The following is a 23,612-nucleotide window of genomic DNA, read 5'->3' on the forward strand; positions in this document are numbered from 1 at the left end:
TTTCCGCGGGCCCGCGCTCCGCGGCCGGTACGACCGGTTCGACGACCTGGGGGTGTCGCGGCCGCCTCCCGGGTGGGCGGGCCCGGGCCTGCGGTGAACGGCGGCCGCGTCGCCGTCCACCGCAGCCCGCGGCCACGGCCCGGTCCACTCGGAGGACCGGGCCTGCGCGGGCCGCCGGACACTCCCGTCGCGCAGCCCGCTCCAGCAGAGCGCGGGGCTAGAACTCCTGTGACATGAACATCCGGGCGACGTCGGGAACCAGGGCGTCGAGCTCTCCGGCCTCGAAGCGGCAGCCGCCCACCGCGTACCAGAATGCGCCCTGGAGGTCATGGACTTTGTAGCGGCCCTGCGGTGACACAGCGGCCCAGCCTTTCCCCTGGCCGATCAGGGTCACCTTCAGGATGGGTGCGGACGGGTCCGTCGTGTCCCAGATCCGGACGACTCCGTCGTAGCCGCCGCTGGCCAGCAGGCCGCCGTCGGGGCTGAACGTGATCGCGGAGACCTTGCCCAGGTGCGCGTCGAGGGCGGTCAGCTTGCGACCCGCCACGGAGTCCCACACGTGGATCCGGGCGTCGTCACCGGCGCAGGCGACGACGTCGAGCGTCGGATGGTGTGCGACGGCCCAGAGCCGGCCGCCGTGGCCGGTGAGCGTCCGGAGCAGGCGCCAGCCGTCCCGGGACCAGATCCGGAGGGTACCGTCCCAGCCCCCGCTGGCCAGCAGCGTCCCGTCGTGGTTGAACCCGACGCCGTACACCCGGTCGGTGTGTCCTTCGAGCGTCTGCGTGCAGACTCCCTCGCCCACCGACCAGATACGCACCTTCCCGTCGTCGCAGCCGGTGGCCAGCAGATCGTTCTGGGGAGCGAACGCAATCGACCTGACCCGGCCCTTGTGCGGTTGGAGGTTGTGGTTCTGGGCGCCGGTGCGGTGGTTCCAAAGGCTGACGGAGTCGTCGTCGTTGGCGGTCGCGACGACCTCACCGTTCGGGCTGAACGCCTCGGCCCAGACGCTGACCGTCTTGAGTTTGAGTTCGCGCTCGATCTGCCCGGTCTCGGCGTTGAACCGCTGGGCGCCGCCGTCGTTGGTGCCCGTCACCACCGTGTCGGCGACCGGGCTGAAGACCGCGGACACCAGTTGGTTCGCCCGGCCGGACAGGCAGTGGAGCTGTTTCCCGGTCCTGGAGTTCCAGATCCGGACGAGACCGTCCTTGCCGGCCACGGCCACCATGCCGCCCGTCCCGTTGAAGCTGAGCGTGCTGATCTGCCGGCCGTGGCCGCGGATCTCGGCGGTGCACTGGCCGGTGCCCACGTTCCACAGGCGGACGCTCTCGTCGTTGCTCGCCGTGGCGATCTCCTGGTCGTCGTTGCGGAAGACCGGCGGCCAGACCGATGACACGTGCCCGGCGAGGCCCACCAGGGGGCGGATCGACGCCGCACCGTCGGCCGCGTCCAGCGACCAGACCTGGCAGCCCCCGTCGCTGTCGCTGCTCACCATCAGCTTGCCCTTGTGGCTGAACCGCACCTGGTAGACCACCTTCTTCTGGTGGTGGGGAAGCGACTTCAGGAGGCGTCCGCTGCGGACGTCCCACAGGTTGATCAGGCCGGAGGTGTCACCCGAGGCGAGCAGCCATCCGTTCGAGTGCAGGTCGATCGTGTAGACCGCCTGCTCATGTCCGGTGAGGGTCGACACGGGCGTGCCGTCCGAGACCCGCCACACCTGGATGACCCCGGCATCGTCGCTGGCCGCGAGCAGTCCGCCTCTGGCGGAGATCGCGACGCGGTAGACGTTCCGGTCGGCCGGGTGCTTCCACAGCAGTCGCCCGGTCGAGACGTCGAACACGCGCACCATGGCGTCCGAACCGCCGACGGCGAGCAACTGGTCGTCGGAGCTGAACGCCGCCGTCCACACCGTCCCCGGCAGATCCTCGATCTTCCACGTCAACTCGCCGGTGGCGGCGTCGAGGAGGAAAACGGCGCCGGTCCGGTCGCCGACCACCACCGCGTTGCTCCGGTGATCGACCGTCAGCGGCCACGCCCAGTCGGTCAGCCCCCCGTACTGCCAGATCTCCGCGCCGGTCAAGGCGTTCCAGCAACGGACCGTCCGGTCGGCCGAAACCGACACGAAGCGCGCGTCCGACAGCGCGGCGACGCCGTAGACGCGGTCCCGGTGTCCGACCAGCGTACGGATGATCCGGACGCCGACCACGTCGTGGACCAGCACGCCTCCGTCGTCGCAGCCGATCGCGAGCAGGTCCCCCTCTTCGCTGTAGGCGAGGTTCTGCGGCAGCCGGCCGAACTTGATGTCGAACCCGTACGGGACGCTCACCACGGACGGCATCAGCTGGACGTCGATCGGGTCGCGGGGAATGACCGATGCCTGACGCAACTCCGGTGCCGTCCGCAGAGGTTCGTCGCCGACTGCGGCCACGACGGCGGCCCTGTACCAGTCGCCGTGCTCGATCATCACGTCGGTGAGGTCGGCTCCGACCAGCCGCGTGCGCCGCATCGACGCACGGCGCAGGTTCGCGCCGTTGAGCAGGGAACGGTCGAGTCGGCTGCCGTCGAGCGACGCGCCACTCAGGTCCGCGCCGGTGAGATTCGAGTCCTGCAGTAAGGCGTCGACGATCCGCGCGCCGGCGAGTTTGATGGCCGGAAGTTCGCGGTTCGACCAGTCGACACCGCTCAGGTCCGTGCGTTCCAGCACCCGGGTGGACGGTGCGTTCAGCCGGCCGAGCATCCGTTTGGCGTTGTCCTGCGCCAAAGTGTCGTTGCCGACGTTCCCCTCCGCCCACGCCGTGCACTTGTCGCTCTGCGCGAGATCGCACAGGAAGTCTATGGTCAGCTGGGTGAGTAGCCGTTGCGCGAGCAGCGCCGGGTTGTCCTCACCGCCGTCGAGTCGCCGCGCGATCTCCTGTGCGATCAGCCACTCCATCACCGATGTGTGGATGAAGCCGAACAGGTCGGCCTCGGTGCGGACGAGCAGGGTCCCGGATCCGATCGCCTGGGTGGCCTCGTCGGTGCTCATCGCGGCCTCGGCGATGCTGTCCAGGGTGGCGGCGATCTCCGCGATGTCGGGCGGGCTCAGCAGTTCCTCGCCCGACTCCCACAGACGGATCGCCAACTGGGTCACGGCGAACCACATCTGGTCGATGGTGAGGCCGCGGGTGCGGGTGGTGTTGTTGTTGGCCTGTCGCTGTTCTTCATGGGCCAGCCATGCGGTGAGGATCTCCTTGTAGAGTCCGGCGGCCGAAAGTACCCGGCCTTCGTCCGCCACCTCGCGCAGCCGCCCCAGGTCCAGCTGGGCGATGAAGCTGAGCATCCGGGGGTTCTGGGCGAGGGTCGTGAGGTTGTCGACGCCTCGCAGGAGCCGCAGCCGTTCGTCGGCCTTCTGGGCGTCGTGGCCGAAGTGGTTGAACAGGTAGGTCCGGATGTCCGCGTCGGTGAACCGCTGGATGCTGAAGACCCGCTGTTGCGGCAGCCGGCCGACCCGTTCGCCCAGGGCGGTGAACACCTGCTCCTGGGACTGGAAGTGCTGGCTCCGGCTGGTGAGCACGATCTTCGCCTTGCCGACGGCGGCGTTCAGCACCATGTCGAGTCGGTCGGCCGCCCGCTCGTAGGTGGTACGGGTCAGCAACTCGTCGAAGCCGTCGAACAGCAGCAGGATGCGCCCTTCGCGCAGCATGTAGTCGAAGGCGGCGAGGTCGACCTTGCGCTCCCCCCGCTCCGCCAGGTGACTGGCGATGAGCTCCTCGATCGAGTGGTCCTTTTCGAGTTTGCGCATCTCGATCAGCATCGGGATCACGTCGGGCAGTTCGTCGGGCGCCCGCCGGGCCAGCTCGCGCATCGAGAACGTCTTGCCGCTGCCGAAGTCGGCCAGCAGCAGGACGAACTGCCCCTCGTCGCTCCTGAGGGTCTCCAGGACTTCGGCGACGAGGTCGTCGCCGGCCGGCTGGTCGGCCCGGCCCACCACCGAGAACCGCTGGGGCACGTAGAGCCCGGGCGGGTACACCCTGTTGTCGAGGAGGCCGGCGGTCTGCTTCGCGACGTAGTCCCGCAGGTCGAGCAGCCCCTGGAACTCGATGAGGCTGCGTACCTCGACCATCCCGGACCGCGCACGGGCGAACACGTCGTCCGGGGGGCGGTCACCGGTGTAGATCAGCTCGACCTGCCCCTCCTGCTCCGCTGCGATCCGCAGCGCGTGGTCGACGTCGTCGAGCGCAGGCGTACCGGCGTGCGGTACCAGACACGTCCGGACGACCACCCGGTCGACCGCGTAGGTGATGTTGAGGTAGGGCGGGCTCTGGTCGATCAACCGGATGCGGGGGTTCGTGTAGCGGACCTCGCACGCCTCCCGCAGACGCTGGAGGAGGCTTGTCGTGGGATCGGTCGTGATCCGGGGATCGTCGGCCAGCCGCGCCTCCCGGTCCTCGCCGAAGGCCGCGTCCGCGTCCTGCCAGCCGCACCGGACCCGGAACGGGGGCTGCGACGGTCCCCAGCGGGTGTACCCGTCCGGGGTCACCGTGACGATCTCCGCCCGGCCGGCGTCCGGCAGGGACAAGGCCGGGACCTGGGGGGACTCCACGTCGATGCGGCCGCCGTGGAGCAGCAGGTTCAGGTGCCCGGTGAGGTCCGTCCGGAAGTCCTCGGCGTTGTCGAGCTGATCGACGACCGGCGCGTGGGCCATCACGCCGATCCGCAGCCAGCCGAGCCGCTCCTGGTCGCGCAGCCACGGGCTGAACGCGTTGGTCTGCTCGTCGCCGATGCAGCCGCGCCGGCCGTTCTCGCGGGTGGTCATGGCGTACGTGGTGTTGAAGCCGGCCACCGCGATCCGCAGATCGGGGACGGTGAACTTCGTCCACGGCGCGCCGGCTCCGAAGTAGGTGCCGTTCATGCCCTCGTAGAAGGCGTTGAACAGCGCCTCGAAGCGTTTCCACTTGCGGTGGTAGGGAGGGATCGTCGGTACGCCTTCGTCCTCGCACTCGATGAAGTACGTTTCCAACTGCTTCATACTCACGTCGCCGGGACCGGGCACGATGACGACCCGGTCGGGCCGCAGGTCCAGTCCGGTCCGGAGTTCGTGGATGAACTCGGCGGCCCGTTTGAAGTCGTGCTTGGCGGCGTCCGCGGTCAGCCCGCCCGGAATGACCAGCAGGACGGGCGGGGGGGCTCCGGCGTCCTCCATCCTGCGGACCTGGCCGACGATCCGGGTCGGGGTGACGGCGACGTCCCGTCCGAAGGACGGACCGGCCACGTGCAGGATGCTCACCGGGCCCTCGACGCGAGGTGCCCGGTCGAGCGGAAACATCGGCATGGTCATCGGGATCCTTCGGGGTTGGCGTCCTGACGCCGACGCGGGCGTGCGGGGGAAGGCGGGCGGCGCCTCGGGTCTGATCCGGCCGGCGAGGGCCGCGCGCACGCGCTTCAGCAGGAGTTCCTCGGCGTCCCGCCGATCGAGGACGCCGACGAGGTCCAGGTAGGTGATCTGGGCGAGGAGGCCGTCCAGCTCGCAGTCCTCCACCAGGATCGGCAGGAGCCGCCGCTGCGGGTCGTCCGGCGACGAACGGAATGCGGACTGCCACTCCATCCGGCCGTAGCGGGACTGCAGGTAACGCGGCGACAGCACGGCGATGATCACGGACGACTCGGTGATGCCGCTGTCGATGCGTTCGATGAAGTTGTCGCTGGGCACGAAGTCCCATGCCTGGAGCATCGTCCGGAAGCCGGCGTTCTCCAGGGTGGCGGCGATCCACACCGCCCACTTCTCATCGGTGGGGGTGTAGCTGATGAAGAAATCCGGGGGGCCACTCACGCCCTTACGCCCCGGCTCCGGGCGGTACGGCCGGAAGAGCCGCTGCCACCGCCACGGGTTCCGTCTCTCCGTTCGAGGCCCTCCGGGCACAGCATCAGATGGTTGTACACATCCGCCTCCCACTGTCGGCCGGTCGTCCCGGGGACCGCGATCCGCCACCGTCCGACCAGATCTGTCACCGGCACGGGTCCGGTCGTCATCGCACCACCCCGCCACCGTCGACCAGCCGGTCGCGGACCATCCGCGCGACTGCGCGGGTGTCGTCGGCGGTACACCGCTGCCTGGTCACAACGTGCGCGCACAGGTCGACCGGGCCCAGCACGCGGTCCGGCAGGTCCTGGGTCTGCGCGAGCACGAGCGTCGCGGCCTCGGGGTCGGCCCCGAGGAACGTCTCGTGCAGGACCCCGGTCGGCAGACGGTAGACCTCGCCGCTGCTGATCAGATCCCGCGACACCTCCGTGCACGAGACCCGCCGACCGGTCGGCAGGATCTCGTCGCCGTCCGATCTGCTGACGACTTCCAGCAGTTGGTACGTCCCGGCCGTCCCGGCCGGTGCGACGTCGAAGACCGCGTTGCCGAGCACGCCGTAGAGGACGAAACTCTCCAGGTCCCACGAGTGGGCGTGGATACCGGAAGTGGTCGGACGGCGAGCCGGGAACCGGCTGGTCCACACATGGATGCAGACCCCCCAGCCGGGCTCGCGCACGAGCGGCAGGCAGAGGAAACCGAGCGGATGCAGGACGGCCGCCAGTTCGCACCTCCGCGCCACGATGTCGTCCAGGACGCTCACGCATCTGCGAACGAACCCCTGGTGCGACGACGCGGACCACGCGTCGCGGGCGAAGAGGGAGCCCTGCATCAGGGGTTCGCGTTCTCGTGGTGCAGCGCGCGCCTGACGATGTCGGCGATGTCGGCGTCGCCGTAGGCTGCCGGCAGCGGCAGGCGCAGCGTGGTGAACAAGCGGCGCACCTCGTTGTGGGTGGGGCCGCCGTTGCCGGTGTCGATGGGGACGTCGCGTACGAGCTCCAGATCGACGGGCCGTGCCTCGTCGAAGCTGATGTCGAGTTCGGTGCGCGCGTATGCGTACAGCTCACGGCCGCTGGGCGCCTTGAGCGCCGGCCGGAGAGGGGGTTCCTGGGTGATGAACAGCGCGTCGTCGGACAGGTCGTACTGCATGGCCCGGACGGTCCGTGACAGGCCGATCTCCACCCGCAGTCGCGGATAGCGCTTCCGGTACCAGCAACATGCGAGAACGGTGGCGAAGCACTCGCGCTCGACCTGCCGGCGGTTCCATAACTCCCCGCTGTTCGCCTGCGACTGGCGGTGGCGCAGGTACCGGCCGCAGGCCACTTCGTCGGCGGGATCGAGGATTTCCAGGCGTAAGGAAAGGCTGCGGGAGCCGGACCGGGCCTGCTCCACGACCTGCGGCAGAGTGACCGTCCGGAAGTAGGTGCCGATGCCGCCGCGGAACAGCCAGTTGGGCGCGCCGTCACGCGCGGCGGCCAGCCCGCGCTCGATCTCCTCGCCGTGCAGTACCTGAATCTCCGGGCCCGCCTCAAGGAAGCCTCTGACGAACTGCAGATCCTCGCTGACGCGCGCCATCGACCGACTGGTCCGCTCGGCGGCCTCGGCGGTCGCCTCGTCGCGGGCGTCGATCCGGTCCCGGTCCCGGATCGCCACGATCGCCAGCAGGGCCAGGACACCGAGAATCGCGCTCTCCAGCATGTCCGGCGCAATGGTGGATGCCAGGCCCAAGATGCTGATGATCACGGCCGCCGCGAGAGTGACTGCCGTATCGATATTGCGTCGTAACCAGGTCCACGACAGCGTTGCCGCACGAGAAATCCGCCCTGGCGGAGCACCGGTCGTGACCCGCACATTCCCCGGGGTCATGTGAAAAATCATAGCCCTCACGGTCCGACCCGGCGCCAGATCTCATCCGATCAGTTGCTTTCGCGACAAAATTTTCGTACAGGTGCCGTACGGACGCATCGCGGCGACGGCCACCTCCGACACGACATGATCAAGACCGTCGGCGGACACGTCGGACAGGTCGACCGACTCCCGCCGCATCGCCGGCCATGCCAGAGTCACATGCGGCCGGAACCGGTCGGCGGCCTCCTCGTACACTTCGTCGTACCCGAATCGGGACAGTTGGCGTACCTGGTCGGGATCCGCGCTCGTCCGGATCAGCGCGGCCACCGAATGTCCGGCCGGATCGGCCGGACGCAGACGGCCACGGCGCAGCGGCTCGATCCGGTCGATGACAGCCCGCTGCAACTCGCGCCATTCGGCCGACACCTTGAAGAAGAGTTCAGGCGCGCCCTGGGGGTTGTGGGCGACGTACTCACCGATCGCGGCAAAAGGAGCCCGGGCACGGGCGATGTCGGCGAGCGCGGCCACCGCATCGGGAATATCGGCCGTGCCGACCTCCAACATCAACAAGGAAACGTGCGGTTCGCACACGTCGTGCCGGCCGGCACCCGGAAAGGGCGAACCCAGCGCGAAAGCCGGCTCGATTCCGGCCGCGACCATTCGGCCGCGCAGATTCTCCCCCAGCCTCAGCGCCTGCTCGCGGACGGGGCCGGGCAGCAGAGTGACGACATCGATGGTCGAGGTACTCATGGTTCATCCTAGGATTCGGCGTCAGCCGTGCACCAAGAGGGCGCCGACGCTCGCGGACAGCGCGGCCAGCGCGGTGAGGGCGCTGGTCGCCAGGAACCGGCCCCACCCGAACGAGACGCCGGCGATGCGGCACCGCTCGGCCCACAGCATCGTCGCGAGGGACGCCCACGGGACGACCAGCGGACCCACGTTGGTGCCGATCAGCAACCCGATCAGCTGTTCGTGGTTGCCGACCGGAATGACCGCCTCACCGGCGACGTAACTCGGCAGGTTGTTCAGGGCGTTGGAGGACGCCGCGCCGACCGCGGCCGCGCGCACCACACCGGACGCACCGCCGTCGCCGCCGATGAGCCGTGCCATGAGATGCGACAGCCCGTGCCGGTCGGCGGTGTCCACGACCAGGAAGAGACCGGTCACGAAGACGAGCAGCCGCCACGGCAGGAGGCTCCACGTCAGCTGCCGACGGTCGCGGACGGCCACGGCAACGGCGAGCACGGCTGCGGTCGTCACCGACGCGACGGCGATACTGATCCCGATGACGATGCAGCCGACGAACCCGAGCACACAGACCGCCGCGGTCCAGAACAGCCGCCGGTCGTGCGGTTCGTGTCGCGGCGGAACCTCGTACGTCGCGGGGTTGCGCCGCCAGTAGAAGACCCACAGACAGGCGCCGACGGCGATGAGCACCGCCAGTTGCGGCAGCGCCATCCGGGCGGCGAAGGCAGTGGGCTGCAAACCGATCCGGTTGGCGGCCAGCAGATTGGTCAGGTTGGACACCGGCAGCAGCAGGCTGGCCGTATTGGCCAGCCACACCGCGGTCATGGCCAGAGGAAGCACGGGCACGCTCGCGCGCCGGGCGGTCGCGATCAGGACAGGCGTGAGCAGTACTGCGGTGGTGTCCAGATTGAGGAACATCGTCGTGAGCGCCGCGAAGCAGACCGCCAACAGGAACAGCGCGACGTTGCGGCCCCGGCCGAGGGCGGTGACCAGGATGGCGACCACGTCGAACAGTTCGGCCTTGGCGGCGAGTTCGGCCAGAACGATGACGGAGCCGAGGAAGATGAGCAACGGAAGGATGCGGGACACGGTCGCCCGCGCGTCCGAGGCCGGAAGCAGACCACTGGCCACGGCCGACACACCGCAGATCAGCAGGCCGACGGCAATCCAATCCATCGGATCAAAACGCCGACCCGGCTGCGCTGGGGCGGTTTCATCCAACATTCCGACCTCCGGAGCGATTCGTCACGACTGGTCGCGCTTCGTTACTGCGGCAATCGGAGCATAGTCGCCAATGGGGCGTATTAAACCACCCGCAGGGTGGTACAAGGCGGCCGCCCCTGATCCCGCCTATCTTGCACATAATCCTTTTTCGTGTCACCTGCACGGCGAGAAAGCTGGCAGGAAACCGATGCGAACTGCTCGCGCGCTCCCCTGCAACGGCGAAAAGCAGTTGCACCGCCGATCCGGACCGGACGACGAAAGCACCACGGCGGCGCGTCCACCGCCGGGAGGCGCCGCCGCACCGGCGTGCGCCGGGCGTACTCGGGCCCCGGCGGCGCCACGGCACGCCCGCCCGTATCGCCGCGGGCTTCGGGATGTCCGTCGGCGGCGCCCGCCCCCGGCGCCACCGTACAGTCGCCACCGGCCCGGACTGAAGGATCGGCGGCTGTCGCCCGCGCCACCGGGCCGCGCCCGCGATCCGACGGCCGCCCGCACCCACCGGGGCCTTGGGATGCGCAACCGCCAGGGCATCCCGTTCCTCGCTGGCACGGCCCGTACCGGTGCCGACGACCGGGTCACCACCAGATGCACACGCCCGCCGGGGGAATTGGAAAACCGGGCCCTGTCCGTGGTCCGGGCACCCTCGAATGCGGCAAGCCACCATTGAATTCCCGGCAGACCTCCCACAGATCCCGCATCAAATCCCCCCGCATGGCGTCATCGCCAATGCCGTCCTCACCCTGGAGAGGCAATGCTGAAAACGCTCAATGCACCGACAAGCTTCTACCGTCAAATCAGCTGATTGCTATTCGACGTCATCCTTTCGATCTCGTCACAGACCGGAGCCGAATACCGGCTCGGACGGCAGCAGTTGCTACGCGATGTCGTGGTACAGCCGCCCACAGGCTGCTCTGAAGAAAGGACCGCGCCGCCTCCGTGGCGCGCACGACCCGGCCCCGTCGCCCGAGGCGGGACGCCGCCCCTCCCCACCGCACCCCCGCGGCAGCGCCCCCGCGCCCTGCGCCCCAGGGTGGCGTCGTTCAGCCGCTCTGACCGACTTGCTGGCGACTCATCTGGGTGGAGTGGCTGTGGCGTCCGCGGATCGGGCCGGAACGAAGGCAGGCACGGCTTCCGGGTGATCATGGGGTCGGCCGCTCCGGCGTGGTTCCATACCTACCCGGTCGAGGAGGTGGACGTCACCGACAACTCCACCACCCAGTCCGCCGCCCAGGTCACCACGTACACCTACCAGGGGCCGGCCTGGCACTACGACGACGACTTCACCAACCTCCAGAAGGACCGCACCTGGAGCCAGTTCCGCGGCTATGCCAAGGTCATCACCCGCACCGGTGCCGCCCCGGACCCGATCACCGAGTCCGAGACCGACTACCTGCAGGGCATGGACGGCGACGCCGAGGCCGGCAGCAGCACCACCAGGTCCGTCAGCGTCCAGGACGCGACGGGCGACACCCTCACCGATGACAACGCCCTGTCCGGCTACGCCTACCAGACGATCACCTACGACCACGACGGCGGCACACCGCAGGCCGAGACCGTCAACCACCCCTGGCTGTCGGCCACCACGGCCACCCAGGCCGCGCCCACGCCGGCGGAGGTCCCACCCCTGCCCGCGCTGACCGCGCGGATGACCGACACCGACCGTACCGATAACCGCCAGCTCACCTCACGACCACCTCGGCGTACGACGACGACAGCGACCTCACCAGCACCACCGACCAGAACGGCCAGGTCGTCAGCCACACCTACGACGACCTCGGCCGCAAGCTGACCGAGTACAAGGGGAGCGTCACCGGCGGCGCCGAGATCGCCTCCTGGGGGTACGACCAGGTATCCGGTGCCAAGGGCTACCCCACGAAGGCCTCCACCTTCGACCCGGCGACCGGTGCCGAGACCTACCGCAGCACGATCAGCGGTTACAGCACGGACTACCAGCCCACCAACACGACGGTCCTCATACCGTCCGGCACCTACGCCAACGCCTCCGACATCACCTACAGCACCGCCAACACCTACACGCCGGTGCTGGACCAGCTGCTGACGTCCAGCATCACCACCACAGGCACCGGCGCCCTCATGCCGGACGAGACCCTCACCTACGGCTACGACACGCAAGGGCTGCCCTCCACACTCGGCGGCACCGACACCTACGCCGCCCTGATCGAGTACACCCCGCTCGGACAGACCGAGCGCGCCACCATGGGCGACGTACCCCACCAGGTGGTCGCCACCGACAGCTGGGAGCCGGCCACCGGACGGCTGCTCAACTACAGCCTCGACAAGGAGGACGGCACCACCGCGGTCGACTCCGTCGACTACACCTACGACCAGTCCGGCCGGCTGACCTCGACCGACGACACACAGGACACGGGCGGAACCTCGGCCACCGACCTCCAGTGCTACCGCTACGACTACCTCAGCCGCCTCACCGACGCCTGGACGGACAAGGGCGGCACCACCACGCAGCCGGCGCCCTCCGTCAGCGGCCTCGGCACCTGCACGAACTCCGCCCCCGACCCGTCGAACATCAACGGCGCCGGCCCGCAACCGTACTGGCAGTCCTACGGCTACGACCTGACCGGCAACCGCCTGTCGAAGACCGACAACAGCCTCATGCCAGGCGTCACGCCCAACGTGGAGACCGACGAGGTCTACGACACCACCGGCCACACCCACGCCGTCCACACCGTCACCACCGGCGACACCACCCAGACCTACACCTACGACGGCGACGGCAATCCGAAGTCCGTCACCGCCGACCAGAACGGAACCGACCAGCCCGCCCAGGACCAGATGCTGACCTGGACGGCAACCGGACAGCTGAGCACTCTGGCCGTCGGCTCCCGGACCACGGGCTACGGCTACGACCCGGACGGCAACCTGGTCGCCCGCACCGGTGACGGCACCACCACGCTGCTCCTCGGCGGCGACCAGATCACCCTGGATTCCACCGGGACGGCGACCTCGGCCGTCCGCACCTACAGCCTGCCGGGCGCGCCCACCGTGCTGCGATCGGCCTACGCAGGCCAGAGCGGCACCACGCTCGACTACCAGTCCGCCGACCCGCACGGCACCGCCACCACCGACATCTCCGCCGATGACCTCACCGTCACCCACCGCGAGTACACCCCCTTCGGCGAGACCCGCGGCGGCACCCCTGCCGTCTGGCCCGGCGACGAGGGCTTCATCGGCGGCACGGTGGACGACACGACGGGCCTGACGAACCTCGGCGCCCGCGAGTACGACCCGGCCCTCGGCAGGCTCCTCAACCCGGACCCCCTGATGGACCCGGCGGACCCCCAGCAGTGGAACGGATACGCGTACAGCGACGACGACCCGATCAACGCGTCGGACCCGACCGGCAAAATGGTCTACGACGGCGGAGCGACCGGGTCGGTCGCCGCAGTGGAGACGACCGACGCCCAAGCGGCGCGCAACGCCAGGACGTGGCATCACGAGGTGGCACACTACAAGTCCCTCGGCTACACCTACAGCTACGCCACCGGGTCGTTCTACAACGACGGTTCGGAGTGCTATGGAATGCGCGCCTGTGTGCAGAGGCCGGTCGTCAAGGCAATAGTCCGCAAACGCGTCGACGAGAGTTCCACGAACTACGAGCAGTCCTTCGGCGGGGAAGCGAACTCGTTTGCCGCCCGACAAGCGAAGGACGGCAGCTCCTACGTCGATCAGCATCTCAATACCGGAATCTCCTATTGCATGGTGCTGTGCGAGGGCACCACGTATGCGCAGCACGCGATATGGCAGTCCGTCGGCGGGATCGGCTTTGGCGGGTTCGGGAGGTTCGCGGGCTGGACATCGGTCTCTCCGCAGCGGCAGGCCGCGACCTCTTACAATGCTTGTGCCGCCCTGGGGCTGGGCCTCTGTGTGACGGGAGGGGAAGTCGGGCACTCCGGAGAGATGCGCCCCAAATTCTGGTTCGGAATTTCCCTCGCACCGGGACTTGGGGCATCTGTCGGGATAAACTACAGCCACCAGATCATCCCCTACTCCAAGAGCTGGGGCTACTGATGGCCGCTGGCGAATGATGCTCCGATACCGTCATGGTCCGTGGATCCCGCAGCGACGCTGTCGCTGCGGGATCCACGGACCGGAACGCTCCGCCTGCATGCCGGTAGGATCATTAATTGACTTGTCACTGCCGAGGGGGCCAGATGAGCACTTTTGATGTTGCAGCTCAGATTATTTCCGCCTTTTTGCTGATTTCCGTCGGCTGCATCGCCCGTGTCACCGCGGACCGGTACAACGCTTTCCTGGAGCGCATGACCGGCGGAATAACGCGGGGCCGAGCGAGCCGGATCGCGGGATCGCAGCGCCAGAAGAATCTGATCGCCGTGGTCGTACCGGTCGTCTTCATCACGCTCGGAGTCGTCGTTCTCGTCGAGTTGATCGTTTCGCTCGCACGGTGACCGTGCCTGCGGAGGACGTCAGAACGTGGTCCGCGAACACGCTGGTCGGCCTCGGGCCGATCCGTACCGCCCGCCCGAGCGGCGCCCCGTTCCTTCGCATACAGGGACAATGGTCCTGCGCCGGGAACGTTGTTGGACACTACTCGCGGTGCAGTGGACGACGCTCTGGGGTCGATCACGGACGGCGCGATGGGAACCAAGAACGGCGCGGTCGCGTTCCTCGGCTCCTTCCCAGGAAGAGCTCAGGTTTTCTCGGTCGACAGACTCCGCCTTGCTACCACCTGTCCAACATCTGCGACTGCATGGAAGGCCAGAACGGCGACGGCGTCGTCACCTTTCGCGCCGACCATTCGCTCCTCTCCGACCGTCCGCGGATCAAAAGTGCCCTCATCAGCGGCTGCCCCACGGGCCGTACCGTCGAAACAATGGGCTTCTTCGCGAAATCCGAGGTGTCCGACGCGGCGCGCACGGGGTCAACGGTCGGGCTGGCCTTCTCACGCTTGGCCGGACCCGACTGCGTCACCGTCAACGTCGATGCTCGTCGTGACGCAGGCCGGGTCATCCTGTGCGTCATCGACGACCCCGACCCCCATGTCTGTGGGAGTGCGCTTCCGCCGTACGGGGGCTGTGGCAGGGTAGAACCGGAGTTGCGCAGGTGAGCCGGGTCCCGGGATCCGACAGGGCGACACCCGGCCCGGCGGTGAGGGAGGCGGGCTCCCGAGTTTCTCCACGGTCTCCGGTCCGTCCGGCGAGCGGAGTTCTCCGCGCCCGTCGCCTCAGGCTCCTCGTACGCGCTCGGCTGTGAGTACGTCGCCCGGTACGCCGGCGGGAGTGTGCTGGGCGAGGTCGGAGGTGATCAGTTGTCACGAGCGTTGGCTGTCCGCCAACAGTGACGCGTGGGCGGAGGACCGGAAGCCATGACCGCTCGGTCGATGCCGCGAGCGGCGTGCGGGTTCGACGTCCGCTCACTCGCGATCGCGCTGTGGTCCTCCCTGCGCGAACTGGGCCGCGCGCACGTTGTCGGCCGCACTTCATCACGGCTGGCTGGCGAAGTCCACCTCATGCACCTTCGGGGTGCCACCTCCGGCTGGGGCAACGGACATCACGCACAACGAGCTGGCGGATTGTTCGGACAGGGATCTCTACCTGCGATGCCTCCTCGGCAAGCGCGCGGTGCACGACTTCACCGGGCGAGTCGCAGCACGAAGACCGCAACTCAAGTCTGACGGCGACCCGTTCACCGAAAACGACGAGTCCGCGGGCAAGTTGGGAGCATCCCCAGGACGCGCGGGCTCGTCGGCGTCAGCGTATCTGCGACGCCTTTGACGTCGGCCGCGATCGACCTCTGCTTCATGTCGGACGGATCGCACGACGTCGTCCACGTCACGCCCGGACCCGCGCAACGCGACCAATAGCGGCCGGAGTTCCTGGCAACCGAGCGGTTCCGGGCGGCTAGGACCCGGGGGTCTTCTGCGGCGGAATACTCCGGCACATGAGGGCGGCATCGGCGAGTGGTCACGAGCACCTGGGCACGGACCAGGAGCGCGGCGGACGCACGTCGCTATGCCATCGCCGGCACCGTCCGCCGCCCCAACGCGTAGGCGTAGTGTTCAAGTTCCGCGGCCCGCTGTATGGGCAGGGCCGGCTCTGGCGCCTGGCGTCTGGCATCTGGCATCTGGCGGACCACTGCCGCTGCGCGCCCAGCGGCGGAAGGGAACCCGTCCTGCCTCCCCCGGCGCCCGACCGGCACGACATCGGTGAAAGATCCCCCCGCTCATCACCGCCCGCGGCGCAAGGCGTTGATGAAGTCAGCGCCGTTCGGGGTGCCGAGGCCGGTCATGGTGTCGTAGCCCTTGGCGGTCACCTGCTGGGTGTCGGGGTGCTTCTGGGCATCGAAGACATCAACGCCCACGCTGGTGAAGGTGTCGTCGGGTGCGACGTACGCGGCTCGGTTCTGCTGCGGGGCGGACGTGCTGATCGGCAGGGCGTCGTGGAACGCCCGAGTGCGGGCCAGGCGGTAGAGCAGCGGGTTGATGAAGCCGTAGGGCGACGTGCGGCCCTGCTGGGCATCGGCGACCAGGCCCGCGACCAGCGGGGTGGACAGGCTGGTGCCGGCGCTCGACACGGTGCGGTAGCGTCCGGACTTCCCGGGGCCGTCGGTGGCGGTGTAGCCGGTCAGCATGCCGGTGTCGGGGTCGGCGGCGGCGGCGATGTCGGGCACGGTCCGGCCGAGCACCGTCTTCTGCGCCACCCGGACCCGCGCCATCGACGCCGGGACGACGCCCTTCTGGTACGACGGTTGCCGGTAGACGTCGCTGACGCCCCCGCCGCCCCCGCTGACGCCGAGGTCGGTCCACTTGCCGCTGCTCAGCGAGCCGAAGTCGTCGGACCAGCCGGTCTCGAACACCCGGTTGCCCGCGGCCCCGACACCGAGGGTCGTACCGCCGACCGCCACCGCGTACGGGTCGGAGTCGGTGACGGTCAGGCCGGGGGTGTCGCCGGAGGCGAAGTACATGCCGACGCCCTCGGCCGCGGCCCGCACGTCGATGGCGTGCACGGTCTGCGGCGAGACCTCGCCCAGCGGGATCTGCCACGAGTTCGACACGATGGAGGCCAGGGGGTGGTGGCCGTCCCCGGCCAGGACGGCCGAAGCCGCGTCCAGCAGCGCCTGGTCCTCGTCGCAGCCGGTGCCCACCACCATCACCTGGTCCGCGCCCGGCGCCATCGCGTAGACGGCCTCGGAGTCCATCTCCGCCTCGACGTCGACGCGAGGCGACTGCGCCGCACGGTCCGCCGCCGAAGGCGCTTGGCAGGCGTTCCCGGCCTGGACCTGCCGGAACTGGGACTGCTTCGGCAACGGCAAGTGGTTGCTCCGGGCGTACGCCGTCAGCGTCCGGAACATCGCGGTCGGCGGCTCGTCCTCGGTCAGCGCCACCGTCTGGCCCCCGCCGGTGTCCCGCGACGTCGCCCCGTAGCCGGCGCGCAGCTGCGCGGCGGAGTACCCGCACACCGGCAGCGAGGCCCGGGCAAGCCCCTGGTAGGCGGGGTGCAGGGCATGCGCGTGCTGCGCCCAGTACCGGGAGCAGGTCGCCGCCTTCGCCGCCGCGTGGCTCGGCGGGGCCGACGCGGCCGTGCTCCGCGACGCGGCGGGCGCATCGCTCAGGCCCGTCACGCCCAGCACGTCGGAGGCCAGTGAGGCGGGCACCGACACCTCGCGGTCGTTCGACGTGAACACCGACGACCGGCCCTCGGCCCCGCTCGCGGCATCGACGGCCCGATACCGGCCGATCCGCACCTGGAAGGCCGACTCGACCGCTGGGACAGGCCCGGTCGCCGACACGCGGTCGCGGTCACCGTCGACCTGAACTCCCGTCAGCCCTACGCCCGTGAGCCACGCGGCCACCGCCCCGGCCTGCGCGGCGGAGGGGCCGAACCTGGCCGTGTAGGCGTCCGGGCTCAGGTAGTGGTGGAACCGGGGACTGCCCGGCGTGGCCACCGCGTCCGCGAACGCGGCGGCGCGCGCCGCGTCCGGCTTGAGCCACACCTGGACCGTCAGTCGCTGCGACGCGGACGCGGCCCCCACCCGCACGGCGCTGCCCACCGTCGCGGGGACCGATCCGGGCACCGCGACGACCGACGCCGCCCGCGCGGAACCCGGCGCTCCCGCGACCCCGCCGGCAGCCACCGCCACCGCCGCACAGACCGTCATCGCGAGCCCCGCGTGGAAAAACCCTCCCATGACCCGCCCGTCCGCCTGCCTGCGCAACGGCCCCTGCGACCGCGCTCCCACCACGTATCACGCCGTCCGCGCACCCTCCGGTTGCGCCCGGACGCACACCCCACCCGTTCGGCGGAGCGCGTGGGCCGTGGTCAAGTTCCGAAGGGCTGGTTGAACCAGGCATCGAAGACATCACGGGTCTGCTACTTGACCATTCCGCGATCGCCTTCGACGCCATCGGATCAAGCAGGAAATCCGTAGAACCTGGCAGTCTCCAAAACAGCCTCACAGAACGCCGCAGGTGGCAAGTAATGATGCTCCAGAACGTAGTGCAAGATCAGCGAAGGGGAAGCGAAGGCCTGTCCATCTTTTTGTTCGACGTGAATTTCCGCCATACCGAGAATATCACGATCATCCGGTTCCTCATTTCCGCGAAATGCGGGAGAGAAACGGTGAGGCCCCTGACCGCTGTACGTGGAGCCATCACCTCGTAGGGATTCACAACGAGGCCCTGTTCGCGTGCGAGTCCGGCCCCGTCGAAAGATTGGGCGTCGTCCGCTCAGTAGAAGACGCACCAGGTACCGGAAGGGACGTCGATTGCAGGGGTGTCACCGATACCCCACGTAGCGGGCCCGGCGATGACACGTTGCCGTCGGCACGTCCGCCGGGCCGGCCCTACAAGTGGTCAAGATCCGCCGGACGGTGGCTGATGCGTTGACGGGGCGCGGTCCGGTGCGGTCAACCGCCGGAGGATCTCGTCGTCGGCGTTGGAGCCCGGAGCCTGGAGCGGCAAGGCGTCACCGCTGTCCAAACCCTTGAAGGTCTCCATTTGGTGGAGGTCCTCGGCGCTGAAGCCGCCCCTGCTCAACCTGACGGCTTCGGCGATGACGTCGATCTCGTCGCGGATCCGCGCCATGTCGTCGTTGAGCCGGCGTTGCAGTGCCTTGTAGGCGGCGGCGGCCGGCCCGTGCCAGCCGTCCCCGATCGACTCCACCATGGAGTTCAGCCGTCCGACCTGCTTGTCGAGGTGGTCACGCATGCCGTGCAGCGCGGCGGCGAGGTCCGCGAGGTCGCCCTCGGACACGACCAGGTTCTGGTCGGCCACCCCTCCCCCCTTTCCCGGACACCCTGATCCGGAACCAGGCCCTCAGCCGGGGCACGCTGGCGCCCGCTCGACTCTTGGCCCGAACTAGGATAGAGGGATGGGGAGTTCGACGGGGGGACGAATGACCGGTGACGACTCGATAGGCGCGGACTTCGCGACGTTGGAGACAGTGTCCGGTGAGATCAGCGACATGCTCAAGGAACTGACCACTCATCTGGACACGCTGCACTACGAGGCGGAACGCGTGGTCAACACCTGGCACGGCGAGGCGCGAGATGCCTGCAAGACGGCGCTCGACCGGTGGAACGCGTCGGTCGGTGAACTGAAGTCGGCTCAGGGACACCTGCGCGACGTCGTGGTCACCGGGCACGCCAACTACCGAGCCGCCAGCTCTGCCCTGGTTCGCGGTTGGGGCGGTGAGTAGGACCGGTGTCGGGGTTCGACGTCACCCCCTCCCAGCTGTACACCGTCTCGGACGGCGTCGCCGATCAGCAGCAGACCTTGGACTCCGGGGCGAAGGATCTGATCGGCAAGCTCCGGGCCTACCCCAACTGCGGCGGCTACGGCAGCGCCGCCGAGGCCTTTTCCCAGCGCTACACCGAGATGGGCGACCTCTACTTCCGGGTGTGGGAGCGCAGCGTCGTCGGTGTCGGGGGCGCGGCGGTGGGTTTCACCACGACCGCCAACCACTTCCGCGCGGCGGACGCCGCGACCGACCCGACCCCGGGGGCGTCGGCCACCCCCAGGCCACTGCCGCACGTCATCCGTACTCCACCGCACTACGGGTCGGTTCCCGGGCTCGGCTGGCGCGACGACGAGGACGCGGAGTCGTTCTTCTCGTCGCTCCTGGACGGCGTCGAGGGCGCGGTGCTGTTCGTACTCCGGCCGTTGCTGAAAGACATCTACCGCTGGGGCAAGGCCGCGGACGTGGTGCCGGAGCCCAATCCCCAGGACCTCGTACACCTCTCGCGGCTGTGGTTCGACTCCAGTACGGCCATCTCCGGCGTCGACGGCGCCCTTACCTCGCTGGTCTCCGGCATCACCGACCAGCACAACGGCGAGTGGTACCAGGCGATGCGCCAGTACTGCAGTTCCCTGTGGGGTACGACCGCATGGGGGCACAGCCGGGGTGCGTACCGCTGGTCGCACGACGAGGCCTACGGCGCCAGCAGTCACCCCGTCATGGCGGTCCTCTTCGACACCGCGCAGGACCTCGCCGAGGCGCTGAGTGCCTTCGCCGCCGCGGCGGAGTCCCTGCACCAGGACCTGTGGCGGATCTACCGCAAGGCACTGATCGGCGCGATCCACGACATCGAGACCCATCCGGACTTCTCCGGGCTGAAAGCGCTGGCCAAGAGCGTGTTCGGGATGGGTGAGGAGGTCGGCGTCGACCTCACGAAGCGACTGGACACCGAGGCTCTGGACGCGGCGGTCGAGGAGTACAACAACCGGGTTCACCGGCAGACGGCGAAACTGGCCGGTCTGGAAGGACCACTGAACGAGGCCCGTATCAGTGCGCCGACCTTCAACGCCGAGGAAGCCCGTTCCGAAGGGTTCGGAGCGCGAGCACTCAACGACTTCAGCCCGTCCGTGCTGTACACGGTCCCGGGCGCCGACAACCACACCTATCCTGTGGACCTCGCGGGCCAGGAGGGCATGCACCGCAGCCACGTGATCGACAAGCACGTGGGCGAAGACACCCGACAACTCGCCCAGCGACTGCGCGACCAGCAGTCGATACCCTCCGCGTCCGCCTTCGACAACCTGGACGACGCGCAGAAGTACACCCAGGAGACGATGGACGACAGGGACAACGAGGAGAAGATCAAGGCATGGCTTCGACGGCAGTCCCGTGTCCACAATGACAGGTCGACGCTGAAGCTCCCGGCTGATTTTCCCGGCACGGTCACCGGACACACGATCACCCGTGCCGGGTACGACAAGGATGGGATGAACGCCCGGGCGCAGCCGACGAACGGGGCCGAGGTCGTGCTCCGGTATCGCACGGGCGGCCACCCTGCCTACATCGTTCTCACCGCCATGCCGACGAACTGGCGAGGGACGACACCATGAGCACGGCGAACACGGCACGGGCGGGCGGGGGATACCGTGAGGCGGCCACACGCCTGGTGCGCGTGGTCAGTTCGGCCGTGCCCTTCGGCTCGATCTGGTACCCGGCGGACACCGGCCGGTTCCTCCGCGGACTCGCTCCACGGCGGGATGTCCCGGTGTTCACCGCTGCTGTCGAAGGGCTCGCACCGGCGGACCTCGCCCGGCTCGCGCCGGGTATGGACCGAGCCGAGTTCCTGGCCTTCCTCGGTGACGCGGTGGAGGAGGACGGCGGTGGCACCCCCTTCCCCAGCGCCCGCCACTTGCCCATGACGCCCGCCGAGGCACGGCTCCGCTATCCCGTGCTGGCCGAGACCCGCCCCGGGGACGCCCTCCCGGCGCACGTACGCGCCGACCTGCACGCCGAGATCCGGCATGCCGCGGTGCTCTTCGCCACCGACGACATGCTGCGCGCCAATCTGGGCCACACGGTCGGCGGAATCCGGCACGACATGCTCGACACCTGGGCTGCGACACCGACCGGTTGCCACGCGGCCCCGGTTGTCCGGGCGGCCGAGCCGCACGAGGAAGCGCCCGTCGACGGTGTGCCGACCGCTCTGCTCACCCTCTGCGCGGAGGAGGCAACGCGGCCGGCGCCGGAACCGCTCACCGCGGTCGAGCGGTTCTTGCGACTGGACCTGTGGGGCGCGCCGTTGGGAGCGATGCGGCGTGTCGGTGACGTCAGCCGTGACCTGAGGTCCGACCATCCGTCGCCGGAAGGGGCATACCGGCGTCTGGCCGAAGGCCTGATCGGCAGCCTGCCGGACCGGACCGATGCCCCCGCGCGCCACTCGATCCTCACCTCGCTCGCGGACGAGGTGGACGGGCTCGACGGCCACCCCGTGACAGCTGCCTCGGAGTTGCCGATGTCCGCGTGGGAGGCCCGGACGCGTTACCCGAGGATCGAGGAGCTGAGCCACGCGGTCGACCACGGTGACCGCCCGACCGCGATGGCCAACCTCACCGAGGAGATCGATGAGGGATGCTACGCGGGCTGCCGGCTCGGTCTGGCGGCGTTGGTGGCCGAGATCGCGCACATGCGGACGTACTTCGGCAGCAATGACGCTCTTCGCGAAAACCTCTCCGGGGCGTTTTCCTGGGTCCGGGACCTCGGTGTCCTCGACGAGGCGGCGTCAGTGGCCGAGGCGCACCTGACCCGCCGGCACCCGGCGGAGTGACCCGTACTCCCCCTCCCCAGCACCCGATCCGCCCCGTCCCGCCAGAGAGAGCGTCATGCGAACCAGGGCAGCGACCTATCCCAATTCGGCCACAGCGCGCTGGTGCACGCAACAGGTGGTGAGGCGCAACGAGCAGCGCATCCACCGGTGGCTCGCGGTCGGTGGACGCCGGCGGCTCACGCTGGAGGCCGCCTGGCCCTCACGGGAGCAACCTGTCGGCATGGTCCTTCTCCAGGCAATGGAGCTCGTGGGCGCCGGTCCGGTGGACGTGCGCGCCGCCAGGGTCGTTCTCGTCCGTGATGCGAAAGCCACCCGGGGCTTCGCGGTGCTTGCCACTTTCCCGATCAACCTGTGAGAGCGAACTCCCATGGAACCCCTCCGCCACGACCGCGATCACGGTGAACTGGACCAGGTCCTCCAGGCATACCTAGGCCAGGAACCCGACGACACACCCGAAACGCGCAGTGCCGCACTTGACGCCTACCTGCGCCACACCTGGCATGTCAGGCCCTGGGCGTTGGCCACAGCGGAACAGCAGCTACGCGGCTACGCGGCGTCTGTCCGCGACGGGAGCGCCGGTGGGCAGGAGCAGGCGTACGCGATGCCGGACACGGGCATCGCGAACGGCAGGCTCGCGGAGTGGCTCGAACACGTCGCCGACCACATCCGGGCGAGCGTCGAACACGGCGACGTCCCGCACAGCGAGAGCCCAGTGACCCACTGGGAATGGCACGCCCGGTTCCCGGAACTCGCGCAGCTGCTCGGCGGCTGGTTCTCCCAGGACATGCCGGACGAGTTCGCCGGGCACGACGAGGCCCTGGCCGACTACGCCGGCGGGAGCGACAGGTTCGTGGTGGCCCGGCTGCTCGGCGAGCTGACCGAACTGTTGGCACTGGCACTCGACGAGTCGGATTACGCAGTGGCCGTGGCCGAACTGGGAATGGAGGTCGACCCACCGGTGCCCTTCACCCCCGGCGGATGGCTCGCCTCACTCCCCGACCGCTTGCGGGCCGCCGCCAGTTGACCGTCTCGCCCGGCCTCGTACCACTGGTCCTCGGTGTCTCCGGCCACCCCTCCGCACGGCCCGCGCCGGCGCCCGCCATCTGACGCACTCTGGCTGCGGTCACCGTCCCGCACCGGCTTTCGGCTCCCGGCCTTGCCGAACAACCGCAGGCTCAGTCCAGCGACCAGGGCTGTCCGGGACAGCTCCGACGCCGCAATCGCACCTGCACGCGATCAGCCTTGGCGGCGCCGCTTTTGATCCTGGCCCAGCCGATCTCCCCACGGTGGAATCGCCTCGCAGGTCGGCACCGCGCATGGACGCGAGAACACATCCGGGTGCCGGACTTGCAAGCCGGCGAGGGGCCGTATCTCTCCCCGGCGGATCGGCCGGTGCGCAGCTGAA

Annotated in this window: 17 protein-coding genes; 9 read left to right on the forward strand and 8 right to left on the reverse strand. The window is 69.1% G+C overall.

Annotated features, from left to right (window positions below; genetic code table 11):
* Positions 1-217: 217 nt before the first annotated feature.
* The 5 genes from POF43_RS15580 to POF43_RS15600 all read right to left on the reverse strand — a co-directional run bounded on the left by POF43_RS15580 (position 218) and on the right by POF43_RS15600 (position 9,604).
* On the reverse strand, positions 218-5,806 hold the full coding sequence (locus tag POF43_RS15580; RefSeq protein ID WP_271322791.1) for a WD40 domain-containing protein: 5,589 nt from the start codon (positions 5,804-5,806) through the stop codon (positions 218-220).
* 196 nt (positions 5,807-6,002) lie between these two features.
* Positions 6,003-6,665 (reverse strand): hypothetical protein, encoded by a 663-nt coding sequence (locus POF43_RS15585; protein ID WP_271315279.1) that lies wholly within the window; start codon positions 6,663-6,665, stop codon positions 6,003-6,005.
* The gene (locus POF43_RS15590) at positions 6,665-7,711 is read right to left on the reverse strand and encodes a hypothetical protein (RefSeq protein WP_271315278.1); all 1,047 of its coding nucleotides are present in this window, start codon (positions 7,709-7,711) and stop codon (positions 6,665-6,667) included. The genes POF43_RS15585 and POF43_RS15590 overlap by 1 nt, the downstream gene beginning before the upstream one ends.
* 30 nt (positions 7,712-7,741) lie before the next feature.
* Entirely contained in the window at positions 7,742-8,431 is a 690-nt protein-coding gene (locus POF43_RS15595; protein WP_271322792.1) for a hypothetical protein, read from the reverse strand.
* A 21-nt stretch (positions 8,432-8,452) separates the two neighbouring features.
* The gene (locus POF43_RS15600; protein WP_271315276.1) at positions 8,453-9,604 is read right to left on the reverse strand and encodes an SLC13 family permease; all 1,152 of its coding nucleotides are present in this window, start codon (positions 9,602-9,604) and stop codon (positions 8,453-8,455) included.
* Positions 9,605-10,787: 1,183 nt separating this feature from the next.
* Between POF43_RS15600 and POF43_RS35315 the strand changes: the two genes are divergently transcribed.
* From POF43_RS35315 to POF43_RS15620, 4 genes are all read left to right on the forward strand, one after another.
* The gene (locus tag POF43_RS35315; RefSeq protein WP_271323250.1) at positions 10,788-11,441 is read left to right on the forward strand and encodes a hypothetical protein; all 654 of its coding nucleotides are present in this window, start codon (positions 10,788-10,790) and stop codon (positions 11,439-11,441) included.
* A gap of 251 nt (positions 11,442-11,692) precedes the next feature.
* Positions 11,693-13,699 (forward strand): RHS repeat-associated core domain-containing protein, encoded by a 2,007-nt coding sequence (locus POF43_RS15610; RefSeq protein WP_271323249.1) that lies wholly within the window; start codon positions 11,693-11,695, stop codon positions 13,697-13,699.
* Positions 13,700-13,842: 143 nt separating this feature from the next.
* A complete protein-coding gene (locus POF43_RS15615) occupies positions 13,843-14,097 on the forward strand; it encodes a hypothetical protein (RefSeq protein ID WP_271314088.1) in 255 nt (84 codons plus the stop codon).
* A 302-nt stretch (positions 14,098-14,399) separates the two neighbouring features.
* Positions 14,400-14,756 (forward strand): hypothetical protein, encoded by a 357-nt coding sequence (locus tag POF43_RS15620; RefSeq protein ID WP_271323248.1) that lies wholly within the window; start codon positions 14,400-14,402, stop codon positions 14,754-14,756.
* A gap of 1,118 nt (positions 14,757-15,874) precedes the next feature.
* On the opposite strand, the gene POF43_RS15625 is transcribed toward POF43_RS15620, so the two are convergent.
* From POF43_RS15625 to POF43_RS15630, 3 genes are all read right to left on the reverse strand, one after another.
* A complete protein-coding gene (locus tag POF43_RS15625; RefSeq protein ID WP_282704604.1) occupies positions 15,875-17,836 on the reverse strand; it encodes a S53 family peptidase in 1,962 nt (653 codons plus the stop codon).
* 221 nt (positions 17,837-18,057) lie between these two features.
* A complete protein-coding gene (locus POF43_RS35320; RefSeq protein ID WP_443732102.1) occupies positions 18,058-18,390 on the reverse strand; it encodes a DUF7919 family protein in 333 nt (110 codons plus the stop codon).
* Positions 18,391-18,500: 110 nt separating this feature from the next.
* Positions 18,501-18,920, reverse strand: a complete 420-nt coding sequence (locus tag POF43_RS15630) for a WXG100 family type VII secretion target (protein ID WP_271323246.1) — start codon at positions 18,918-18,920, stop codon at positions 18,501-18,503.
* 121 nt (positions 18,921-19,041) lie between these two features.
* Between POF43_RS15630 and POF43_RS15635 the strand changes: the two genes are divergently transcribed.
* Genes POF43_RS15635 through POF43_RS15655 form a run of 5 tightly spaced genes read left to right on the forward strand, consistent with a single transcriptional unit; the run spans position 19,042 to position 23,231 of the window.
* Complete coding sequence (locus POF43_RS15635; protein WP_271323245.1) at positions 19,042-19,344, forward strand: WXG100 family type VII secretion target; 303 nt, start codon at positions 19,042-19,044, stop codon at positions 19,342-19,344.
* Between the two features lie 5 nt (positions 19,345-19,349).
* Positions 19,350-20,993, forward strand: coding sequence for an RNase A-like domain-containing protein (locus POF43_RS34885; protein WP_271323244.1), 1,644 nt, complete (start codon positions 19,350-19,352; stop codon positions 20,991-20,993).
* Positions 20,990-22,207: a hypothetical protein gene (locus POF43_RS15645; protein WP_282704605.1), complete on the forward strand. Its 1,218-nt coding sequence runs from the start codon at positions 20,990-20,992 to the stop codon at positions 22,205-22,207. The genes POF43_RS34885 and POF43_RS15645 overlap by 4 nt, the downstream gene beginning before the upstream one ends.
* A gap of 55 nt (positions 22,208-22,262) precedes the next feature.
* Positions 22,263-22,562: an RNase A-like domain-containing protein gene (locus tag POF43_RS15650; protein ID WP_271314081.1), complete on the forward strand. Its 300-nt coding sequence runs from the start codon at positions 22,263-22,265 to the stop codon at positions 22,560-22,562.
* 12 nt (positions 22,563-22,574) lie between these two features.
* Complete coding sequence (locus POF43_RS15655; protein ID WP_271323242.1) at positions 22,575-23,231, forward strand: contact-dependent growth inhibition system immunity protein; 657 nt, start codon at positions 22,575-22,577, stop codon at positions 23,229-23,231.
* The last annotated feature ends 381 nt before the right edge of the window (positions 23,232-23,612 follow it).

The sequence above is a fragment of the Streptantibioticus silvisoli genome, from assembly GCF_027947535.2.
Lineage (GTDB): Bacteria > Actinomycetota > Actinomycetes > Streptomycetales > Streptomycetaceae > Streptantibioticus_C > Streptantibioticus_C silvisoli.